At 65.5% G+C, this 10316-nt stretch carries 10 protein-coding genes and 1 pseudogene; 3 read left to right on the forward strand and 8 right to left on the reverse strand.

Going from position 1 to position 10316, the window contains the following annotated elements; all coding sequences use genetic code 11:
- Positions 1-236: pseudogene (locus AC1DBQ_RS18480) on the forward strand (ferredoxin reductase family protein); the annotation flags it as partial.
- Between the two features lie 202 nt (positions 237-438).
- On the opposite strand, the gene AC1DBQ_RS18485 reads toward AC1DBQ_RS18480, so the two are convergent.
- A complete protein-coding gene (locus AC1DBQ_RS18485; RefSeq protein WP_476929894.1) occupies positions 439-1413 on the reverse strand; it encodes an aldo/keto reductase in 975 nt (324 codons plus the stop codon).
- Positions 1414-1821: 408 nt separating this feature from the next.
- Positions 1822-2589, reverse strand: a complete 768-nt coding sequence (locus AC1DBQ_RS18490) for a hypothetical protein (RefSeq protein ID WP_476929895.1) — start codon at positions 2587-2589, stop codon at positions 1822-1824.
- A gap of 191 nt (positions 2590-2780) precedes the next feature.
- Between AC1DBQ_RS18490 and AC1DBQ_RS18495 the strand changes: the two genes are divergently transcribed.
- Positions 2781-3386 (forward strand): cysteine hydrolase family protein, encoded by a 606-nt coding sequence (locus tag AC1DBQ_RS18495; protein ID WP_476929896.1) that lies wholly within the window; start codon positions 2781-2783, stop codon positions 3384-3386.
- 100 nt (positions 3387-3486) lie between these two features.
- On the opposite strand, the gene AC1DBQ_RS18500 is transcribed toward AC1DBQ_RS18495, so the two are convergent.
- The 5 genes from AC1DBQ_RS18500 to AC1DBQ_RS18520 form a co-directional block, all read right to left on the reverse strand.
- The gene (locus AC1DBQ_RS18500) at positions 3487-5100 is read right to left on the reverse strand and encodes a phospholipase D family protein (RefSeq protein WP_476929897.1); all 1614 of its coding nucleotides are present in this window, start codon (positions 5098-5100) and stop codon (positions 3487-3489) included.
- Between the two features lie 106 nt (positions 5101-5206).
- A complete protein-coding gene (locus tag AC1DBQ_RS18505; RefSeq protein WP_476929898.1) occupies positions 5207-5731 on the reverse strand; it encodes a DUF2087 domain-containing protein in 525 nt (174 codons plus the stop codon).
- A gap of 221 nt (positions 5732-5952) precedes the next feature.
- Complete coding sequence (locus AC1DBQ_RS18510; protein WP_476929899.1) at positions 5953-6459, reverse strand: hypothetical protein; 507 nt, start codon at positions 6457-6459, stop codon at positions 5953-5955.
- 204 nt (positions 6460-6663) lie between these two features.
- Positions 6664-7512: an SDR family oxidoreductase gene (locus tag AC1DBQ_RS18515; RefSeq protein ID WP_476929900.1), complete on the reverse strand. Its 849-nt coding sequence runs from the start codon at positions 7510-7512 to the stop codon at positions 6664-6666.
- A gap of 200 nt (positions 7513-7712) precedes the next feature.
- Positions 7713-8384: a DNA alkylation repair protein gene (locus tag AC1DBQ_RS18520; RefSeq protein ID WP_476929901.1), complete on the reverse strand. Its 672-nt coding sequence runs from the start codon at positions 8382-8384 to the stop codon at positions 7713-7715.
- 253 nt (positions 8385-8637) lie between these two features.
- Between AC1DBQ_RS18520 and AC1DBQ_RS18525 the strand changes: the two genes are divergently transcribed.
- Positions 8638-8982 (forward strand): cupin domain-containing protein, encoded by a 345-nt coding sequence (locus AC1DBQ_RS18525; protein ID WP_476929902.1) that lies wholly within the window; start codon positions 8638-8640, stop codon positions 8980-8982.
- A 39-nt stretch (positions 8983-9021) separates the two neighbouring features.
- On the opposite strand, the gene AC1DBQ_RS18530 is transcribed toward AC1DBQ_RS18525, so the two are convergent.
- On the reverse strand, positions 9022-10316 hold a 1295-nt coding region (locus AC1DBQ_RS18530), incomplete at its 5' end, for an HNH endonuclease signature motif containing protein (protein ID WP_476929903.1).

The raw sequence follows: 10316 nt of genomic DNA on the forward strand, positions 1-10316 counted from the left end.
AATCAATCACATCCATCGCGAAGGACTACCCAAGCCTGACCGTGCACTTGGTGGACACCGCCGTCGACGGCMGGTTGACGCCCGAACAGGTGCTTGCCGCCGTGGACACCCCGCCCCGGAAGCTCTCGGTCTTCATGGGTGGGCCGGATCCCATGCTCAGGCAGTTCCGGAGGACCTTCCGTTCTGCAGGAGTCCGCACAGCCAACATMCACCGCGAGTACTTCCAGTGGCGCTGAGTTGTCCGCCCGGACGAATGGGGTTCTCTGCCGATTCAGCCGCCGGCAGGATACTCACCTGATGATGGGGGGCGAAAGGCCTACGGCCTGAATGCCGCGACGCCCCGTGTGCTGACTTTGTCAGATCCGAGCCAGGCCGCGCTTCAGCGTCCGTCAATCGCGCGGTTGGTGCTGCCGACGGGTCACCTCACGCCGTCGCTGCTCAGTATCCGGCGACCGCGTGCGGGACGTAGGGGCTTTCCAGTTCCGCCTTTTCCTCGGTGGTGAGCGTCAGTTCCAGGGAAGCGACGGCGTCGGTAAGATGTGCCGGCTTGCTCGCCCCGACAATCGGCGCGCTGACCACGCTGTTGGAGCGGACCCATGCMAGGGCGACCTGGGMGCGGGGCAGGCCGCGGCGTTCGGCAATGACGCGCACGGCTTCGGCGACCGCACTGTCGCTTTCCTCCGTGGTGTAGAGMGTCTTGCCGAACTCGTCCTTCTCCGAGCGGTTGGTTTTCTCGTCCCAGTCCCGGGTGAGCTTCCCCCGCGCTAGCGGACTCCACGGCAGCACCCCGATCTTCTGGTCCGCGCAGAGGGKGAACATTTCGCGTTCCTCCTCCCGGTAGACCAGGTTGTAGTGGTCCTGCATGGTGACGAAACGGGTCCATCCGTTTAATTGCTGAAGGTAGAGCGCTTTGCTGAACTGCCAGGCGGCCATAGAGGATGCGCCGATATAGCGGACTTTGCCGGCTTTGACGAGGTCGTGAAGGGCTTCCAGAGTCTCCTCGATCGGCGTGGCKGGGTCCCAAAGGTKAATCTGGTACAGGTCCACGTAGTCCGTTGCCAGCCGGGTCAGGCTGGCATCGAGTTCGGCGAAGATGGCCTTGCGGGACAGGCCCCGCCCATTGGGTCCCTGCCGCATCGCGCCATGCACCTTCGTGGCGATGACGGTTTCATCCCGGCGGGTGAAATCGGCCAGGGCCCGGCCTATGATTTCCTCGCTGGAACCGTTGGAGTACACGTTGGCAGTGTCAAAGAAATTGATGCCCGCCTCCACGGCCTGGCGGATCAGCGGCYGGCTCTGGTCCTCCGGCAGCGTCCAGGGATGCGGGCCCCGGCCCGGGTCCCCGTAGGTCATGCATCCCAGTGCCAGCGGGGAGATGTCCATGCCGGTGTTGCCGAGTTTGATGTATTCCATATTCGTCCTCCGTCAAACAGTTCCGGGCCCGGCTGCAGCCCTTGCCCCCACGCTATGTTAAGAACGGCCCCCAGGGGGTGCATGTAAGGGGTCCCGGCCGATCCCACCGTCCCAGCGTCGCAGGCAGATGCCGTCGGGTTTGGAGAACCAGCCCGGTTGGAGCGGACATCAAAGGCCGCCGGCTCAATGCCGAGCCGGCCGGCAGTGTCGTCGTAAGGGACTTGGACGACCCGTGACGGCAGCTTGATTCGGTCCGCTGGCCCGTGCTGTCCGGCTGCGAGGATGGCCTCGGAGACGGCGGGGCACACGCCTGATAAGGTCGATCCGATCCGTGAGAAACGGAAGTCGTTGGCCATTCGGAGCTATCCCCGTTTACGCGGCTCAAATGCGTCGGCCGGTGGCCTACACCTAAGGCACTCCGGCGGAGGCTTCGGCTACCGTCAGCGCGTCGCCGAACGCCGCCACGGCGGACTGGTAGTTCGCCGTGCTGACTTCCGACCTTGCCTGCTCAGCCTTTCGCATCGCTCTGATCATGGCGGCTGTAGCAGGGAATGCAGTATCGGACATCGCCGGAAAGTCGAACTGCAGTTGCGGGTCAACTTCATAGGCCAGCCACCGGCTCTTGAGGCGGTCGTGCTGTGCGGCAGCGGCGCTAAAGGCCCGAGCGTCAACCAATGACAGCCCGGTGAGGCTTCCAGCGGGTAGCCCAGCGGACTCCTCCGCTTTCCGGGCCGCTTCTCGCTGGCGCTGCAGCGCCTGTGCGGCCCCCGGCCCTCCGGCGCCCTTGAGCCGGTGCTTTAAGACCATGTTGTTCTCGTAAACCCGGATTTCCTCTGGCGTCATGCTGTCGAGATCGATTGCGCTTCTATTGACCACATCGGTTGGGCCTCTCCGACTGGCGATACTGCTGACCGGGACTGGGAACAGAAACTTGCCCCCAAGGAAGCCCGCGAGCAAAACACCCAAGACGGCCCAATCCGGTAAGCCTGCTGAGCCCGTCGACCCGGCAACAAAAAAGGCGCTCACGTTGGTTATGGCCTGGCCTGTGGTGAATGTCAGCCGGGTGTTTCCGAGGCGCCTCACCCTGCGGTGCGTGGCGAGCTGCTGGTAGTGAAATKAACGGGCCTTTGCGATCCAATCGCGTGCTCTGTTCACCAGTTGGCGGCTTTCAGTCATGAGCACGAGGATACAGCGGCCATCAGATAAGCCATGGATAGGGACGACCAGCATGATTGAGCGCGGCGCAGTGGGATGCGATTCCGCGCCCGTGGGAGACGCGAGCCCTTGTCCTGTGTGGGGGCCGCGGCTAGTCTGACCTCGACCGTCGGCGTTGCCGCGGGCGCTCCACCGCCGACCAGGAGGATGCCTTGAAGTTTGATCCGAACACCACCGCCGTCGTACTTATCGAGTACCAGRACGACTTCACGTCCGAGGGCGGCGGGCTGCATGACGCTGTCCGACCGGTCATGGAAAAAACKGACATGCTCGCCAATACGGCTCGCGTGGTAGAGACGGCCCGCGCGGCCGGTGTCACGGTAATGCACGCGCCCATCACGTTTGCCGAGGGCTACAACGAGCTCGGCAAGCATCCGTACGGGATCCTCAAGGGGGTCGTGGACGGTGGCGTGTTCGTCAAGGGAACCTGGGGTGCGGCCATCATCGACGAGCTGGCGCCGGCCGAGGGCGACATCGTCATTGAAGGCAAAAGGGGTCTCGACACCTTCGCCAGCACAAACMTGGACTTCATCCTACGCAGCAAAGGCATCACCACCATCGTCCTGGGAGGGTTCCTKACKAACTGTTGCGTCGAATCAACCATGCGCAGTGGCTACKAGAACGGGTACCAGGTCGTGACTCTGAGCGACTGTGTCGCTGCAACATCGGTTGAGGAACACGACAACGCGATCGCGTACGACTACCCGATGTTCTCCACCCCGATGACTGCCGAGGAATTCTCCAGCCGGCTGTCCTAACTTTGCAGAAGAACGAAGGCCGCACCGTCCGGCACGAGGCCATGGTGCGGTCTTTGTTCTGCCTCCGCCCTAGTCGGTGGCTGCGCCCACACCGGCTTGCCTAGAACTCCGTAGTGCCCCGCAGCCGGCGGGGCCGCCCGTCCGGGTCCACGACGAGGCGGCTCATCGGAACTGCCCAGAGACGTTGGAGGGAAGACACCGGCTCTGGGGTGTGGCGGCGCACATGTCCGGCGGGGCKAGGCGAGCGCTGACCGGATTCGTGCCAATGGTCGAGAGCGTCTGCGGTGGTGTTCCAAAGCTTGAGCCCGGCCGCCGGGTCGAGGAGCCGGGGATCGTCCTGGTCCAGGCCCAGGTGTTCCGCCCAGAGTTGGAGCCGGAGCCCGTGGGCCAGCGGCCCGGAAGCGTCGTGGCCCGAGTCTGTGCCGGGAGTTTCCCGGTTGTCAGCAGTGGCGTCGAGTACGGCGCAGGTGAGCTCGCTGTCGTTGGTCCACGATCGGCGGTTGAAGTTGTCTGAGCCGCAGGTCATCCAGGTGTCATCGATGATGCAGACCTTGGCGTGGACGTAGATCGGAGTTCCGGCGCTGTTCTCCAGATCGAACACGCCGACCCTGTCGGGCGCGACCCGGCGCAGCATCCTGATGGCACGCAGTTGCCCGATCCGGATAGCCGGTCCTGCGATAGCACCGTCGGAGTCGGGGTAGCGGGGCACGACGGCGATCACGTTCAATTCGGGGTTCCGTTCGAGGGCCTCCGCAATTCCGGTTGCGACCTCTGTAGACCATAGGTACTGGTCCTCAATGTAGATCAGCGAGCGAGCGCGGGCGAAGGCCTTCGCATAGCCGCGGGCAATGCTGCGTTCCCCCTCGGGTGCGAACGGGAACGGAGGACGTTTCACTCCGTAGGTGCGCAGCAGCTGCACTGAGTGAGGGCCCGCCGGTGGGGGCGGCGGCGCAGCCTCCGGGAGCGGTTTGGGGTGCCGGGGCATAYGGGCCAGGCGTTGCAGCAGCATCCGGTAGGGGGTGCGCCGGTCCAGGGGATGGGGGTCGTTCCACCGTTCAGCAAACACTGCCAGGACATCTGCCACAACGGGGCCACGCAGTTCGAGGGTCGCATCGTGCCACGGGGGGCGTTTCCCGTACCGGGAATCCATGTCGACCGCTTGCGGGTCTCCCGCGTGGCCGGCATCGTCCCGACGGCTGTGGGAAAGGTCGATCCCGCCAACGAACGCGACATCCCGCGACGGATTGTCACGGTGGCGGATGACGAAGAGTTTTTGGTGATGGGAGCCGAACAGGCGTACACGCTGATCCAGCAGCACCTCTCCGCCGGCGTCGTTGATCTGATGACTTAGCAGCTCGTTGGATCGGCTGCTGATCGGGGCCGACACGCGCTCTCCGTGGGATCTCCAGACAAGGCCCCGCACTTCCACTCCTGCGCGGGCCAAGCCCGAGAGCACGTCGCCGATCGACGGTCCGTCGGCCAGCAGCCGCTCGTCGGCGTCGCCGCGCCAGTCGGTAAACCACACGCGGTCTCCCGCCTGCAGAGCCGTCAACTCCTCATGCAGTCGGGCGAAGTAGGTTGCTCCATGAATCAGGGGCCGCACTAGATTGCCCTCCGACCAGGACAGCGATCCGGCACTCCCCGCGTGGACGTCTGTGGCCAGATTCTCCCGCTCGGCGCGACTCAGAAACCACGTACCAGCATTACTGTCCACTCAGTCCTTCTTTCGGGGCCCGTGGCCGCTAGTGTCCGGTCTCAAAAATAGCCTACGACTGTGCTKACCAATGCCACCGACAGGGTGATCAGCGTCCGATTCAAGCCTATGTTTTGTCGGGCCGTGAGTAGGAGGAGCCGGAGGGCGTCCGTTCCAATAGCCCGAAGTCGATCATGTAGCGGCGCAGCATCACGACATCATCGCTATAGCTGAGGAGCCGTTCATTTACCTGCTTTTCCGTCAGGTGTTCGCCCGGCTCGATTGCTTCGCGGGCAATCCAGGCCAGGAKCTCCCGCCGTTCCGCCATGTTGGCTGGATACCTCTCGATTCTGCCCAGGCGCATGAAGCGAGCCACTCCGGCCTGCGGCTGGCGCCGGGGCTGCTGCGTGAGCAGGTCGCGGAAGATCGCCTCAGACGCCTCCAGTTCGTTGGCAGCATTCCGTTCGACGAGCCCTGACTCGAGCAGGGCGGCGATGGCCCGGTTCCGCCGTTGGTCGTTCAGATCAGCAACCACGCCGGCGAGCTTGGCGCCCAGCACGATTTGCGCGTAGGYGGTCCGCGCGTCTTTGTTGGCGAGKGTCGCCACCACTCGCCGCCAGTGCGGTCCGCTCAGCTGCGTCCCTCCGGTCACAGCGTTCTCCTCACTCTGCGTCTGCCCTCGCCTGTGCTGGTCACCGTGTGCTTGGTCAACAGGCAAAAGCGTAGTCCTGCGCGGGTGCGGCGGACAGGGTCTGCGGGCGGCAGGCTGGGCGGCGACCGGCGAAAGTGTCGGGACACGGCAACACCCCCTTCCCTAAGGCCGCCAGATGGTGGCCGGTGTATCGGAAGGGGGTGCTGTCAGGTGCGTACGGATCAGGCGTCGGCGGGATCCTCCACCGGCACGACAGGGGTCTCTGCCGCGGCTTCTGCTGCCTTTTCGGCAGCATCCGCGTCGGCCTCGACGGCGGCCTGCGCCGCTTCGGCTGCGGCTTCCTCTGCAGCTTTCGCGTCAGCGGCCGCCTTTAGGGCTGCCACTTTCGCTGCCGTGGCTTCGCGCTTCTGGGCTTGGGTGGCCTTCTTGGCGACCTTCTTGGCCTCCTGGGCGGCGTGCTTCTGCGCGACATCCGCAACGGCKGCAGCGTTCTTCGCCTCCGCGGCAGCCTTCAGGGACGTGACCTTGGCCTTCACAGCGGCAAGCTTCGCGGCAGCTGCCTGCTTCTTCAACTGCGCCTTGGCTTTCGCCTCAGTGGCCTTTGCGGACGCCTTCACGGAGACCGAATGTGCGGCCTTGGTCGGAGCCGCGTTGGCGACACCGGCACCTGCACCGGTGAGAACGGCGGCGGTCAGGACGACAGCTCCCAGCTTCTTTGCAATCGACATGCGTGATACTCCAATGATGAGTGGCCCGGGCCGTGCGGGCGGGGATCTCGCTCGCCGGTTGCCGTCAGCCTAAAGTGGAAGCAGAGAGCCGTTCAACCGGAAGTGCCGATGCTTGGCAGAACCTTGGCGAATGTTGTGGTTTCAGTCTTTCAGGCCCCGATTTTGTGCCGGATACTCTCGCGATGGACCCCTGCTAGTCTTCAGTCAGCCTGGGCGGTTCGTGTCCAGGACGACGACGTCCAGCGGCATGCGGTTGGCGCGACGGAGGCGTCCGGCCAGCACGTTGCGCACCCCGCGGGTMACCATGGTCGTTTTGGTCAGATCCCGGAACTCGGCGGCGTCCGACGTTACGAGGTCCAGGAGAGGGTGCGCGGCGTCGTCAGGGGTCTGCCCCCAGAGTCCGACGACGACCTGCAGCCCGCCCAGTCGGTGCTCGTACCCTGGCTGGGACGTGACGTGCACCAGCATGTCTGTCATCACCAATCCCGGATTCATGCCATGCACCCGGACGCCGGTGCCCTTGGTCTCCAGCCGCAACGTCTCGGTAAACTGGCGGACCCAACGCTTGCTCGACGCATACGCGTTCTGCAGCGCGACCGGCCCCTGGTCGCCGTGGCCGTAGACGTTGACGAGATCGCCGCGGCCTTGGCCGAGGAACACGGGCAACGCAACCCTCGACCCGTGGAATGTGCCGAGGATATTCGTGCGCACCACCCGGGTGAAGTCATCGACCGGCGTGGACGACGTGGGCCCGTAGACACCGGAGGCTCCGGCGTTGTTGACCCAGATGTCGAGCGTCCCGCGGCCTAAGGCCTCGTCGCGCAGGGCCTCGACGTCGGCCAGCTCACCGGTGTCGCATTGACGTCCGGACGCCGCGATCCCTTCCGTGTGCAGTCGCTCGACGGCGGCCGCGACGTCCACTTCCGACCTGGAGGCCAGCACCACCGTCGCGCCCTGATGCCCCAGCAGCCGGGCCATCGCAAACCCCAGACCGCGTGTCGAGCCAGTCACGACCGCCACGCGTCCGCGGAGGACGTCTCGTTGCGAACCCATGCTCTTCTCTTACGCGCAGCGGCCGCAGAGAGCAAGAKCGAGATGCGCAGAGGGCCGGAATGTTGCCGGATYCGCAGGTGGCGCAGCTCAGCCGGAAATGTTCCTTCGGGGCTCAAGGCGTCCCAATGCGGCGTGCTTCCCGCGGATTTGCTCGATTGCCGTCAAAAGGTAGCAGGGGTCGCAGTCGGGCGGGAACGCTCCTATTTATCGTGCTGTCGGCGCACCAATTCAGTTATCCAGATGGGCGCGAACGGAGACGTGCAGTTCGGGGGAGTCGGATAATCCTTGAGCACCCCCAGGCGCTCACCGATGTCGATGGCGCGGGCGCGGTGCTCGGCATGCTCGATCCCGATCTGGGCCAGGCAGTGGTTCATCGCCCACTGCAGGCGGTCCGGGGCGTCCTTCATCTCCGCCTCGATGACGTCGAGCAGTCCTGCGAGGTCGAGGCCCTCGGGCTTCTTCGCCACGCGTTCGCTGGTCAGCGCCCAGCCGGCACTAGCCACTACTGGATCCGGGTCGGCCAACCAGGCCAGGCGCAACTCTTCGGAGTGCGGGGTCTTCTTGACCACGTAGTTCACGTGCCAGTCGTGCACCTTGGGGCTGCGCGCCTGGCGCAACATGAAGTCCAACTCTTGACGTTCGAACGCCTTCGGGCGGCAGATCAGGATCGCCAGAAGTCGCGCAGCGGTGTCATCCGTCTCCCAAAGCTGGCGCGCGAGGTCCTGCTGGGTCTTCAGCCGCTTCGCGAGTGCGCGCAGTTTGCCGAGGTTCACACCGTGATCGTCACCGTGTTTCTCGTTCACCACGCGAGCCCTCGGGTCCTCAAGCTCGGCCAGTTCGGCCATCACGTCGTCCACCGTCGTCTCGGCCACCTCGGCCTCCTGTTCATCAATTGTGAGGTTGAGCCTACTGGGAAAGCGGTCAGCCTGCGCCGTCAGGATCCTACTCGGGGATGCGGTTGTCGAGGGGGCCGGCCAAACCCCGAGGCTCAAAGAATCTGGAAAAGTCACAGACGCCGATTCCGGTTCCATGGTTCAATGACGTGACGACGGGCACGTCAATCCGGAGATCAGCTCGTGTTGAAGGTCGAACGATAGCCCCTGGAAGTGCAGAGAGGAAAGCGCGATGAGCGAAGACCGGGCGGCACCTGAGACGAAAGGTGTCACGTCGGAGTTACTTGCAACGGTTGACCTCGGCCCCGAGATCGAGGGCATGGCCGGTCGCCAGCTTCGAATGCGTATGGTGACCTTCGAGCCAGGGGGAGTCTTCGGCCCGGTGCACGACCATATAGACCGACCAGGCATCGTCTACATCTTGCAAGGAACGATCACCGACCATACGAATGGAGTCACTACGGACTACGGGCCGGGGGTGGGCTGGCCCGAGAACAGGGACACCACTCACTGGCTGGAGAACAGAGGAACGATTCCCGCGTTGGAGATCTCGGTCGACATAGTMAGGCAAGACTAAGGTCAGGCCCAAGATCGGAATCGACCCGCGACTTGTCGTTCAGGCGGACTGGAGCAGGAGGTCTTCCGGCAAGGGGTCGCCGAACGACGCCGGCCAGCCTGGGTCGTCGGTGTTTGCGGCGGGGAATGGGTGTCCGGCCGTGAAGTGATACCAGTCGGGGAAGGGGTCCGGGGGCAGTTCCGGCTCGGGATCGGCGGGCACGCCTCGCTCCGACCATGGGCTTGGGTCTGTGGCTGTCGCCGTGATCGGGATGTTGTGGGGCCAGCGGGGCGGTTCCCAGTMCTGGTGCTCGCTCGGATAATAGCGTTTTGAGGGCGAGGTCCAGCCCGGCGGGCTGGTTGCGCTGGCCCCGACGGGCTGCCAGGCGGAGGCGTGTTTGAGGCGGTGGTGTTTCGGGCAGGGCTGGCCCAGGTTGGCGATGCCGGTGGTGCCGCCGTCGGCCCAGGCCAGGAGGTGGTCCGCCTCGTTGTCCAGGGARTGGTTGTTACAGCCGGGAAACGGGCACCTGCCGTCACGGAGCCGGAGCCAGTGCCGCTGCGCCGCTGTCAGACGGTAGCTGCTCCGCCCGATTTCCAGCGGCGCCCCGTCCCGGGGATCGGTCAGGACCCGGTAGAAAGAACCCGCGCCGCCACTGACGAGGCGCCGGGCCATCGACGGCGGGATCGGACCGTACCCGTMCAGGACGGCCGGTTCSTCCGTGAGGCCCAGCAGCGACAGGACCGGCACGGTGACCAGGACCTGCGCCCGCGGCACCGGAACACCCCCAMCCGTTCCGCAGTGAACCATTCCACCGCCGGCCGTCCCGCCGCCGGCAAGTCCGCCGGCTGTCCCGCCGCCGGCTGTTCCGGCTGTGGTCCCTGGGGTGGGGCCGGTGCCGTTGGTGAGGAGCCAGGTCGCGGTGATGTCGGCGCGGAGCTGGGCCAGGGTCCGGGTYTCGGCCGGGCYCTGCAGGGCGCGGGCGGCGGCGGTGGTCCGTTCCCAGATCCCGGCCGCGGTGTCGGCCGGGAGCCGGGCCGAGAGCCAGGCCATGCCGTCCCGGTCGGGGACGAACTCGACCCGCCGGTCCGCGACGCTCACGGTGTGGCGYTTCTCGATGCTCTTCGGGTGGTGGCGTTCGCGCCAGGTGCGGGCCTTGGCCCGGAACCGGGCCGGCACGAGCTCCCCGGCCGGGCACCMGCGGGCCGGGTTCAGCGCGGCCGGGTCCAGGAAATGCCCCTCCAGCGAGGCCGCCCCGGCAGAATCCAGGCCGCTGGTTTCCTCGACGAGGATCCGGGCGTGCTGCCAGGAAATCGTCCCGGCCCGCAACGCCGCCAGGGATAGCGGGAGTGCCGTTG

It is taken from the genome of Arthrobacter sp. 10T413_2, from assembly GCF_056394205.1.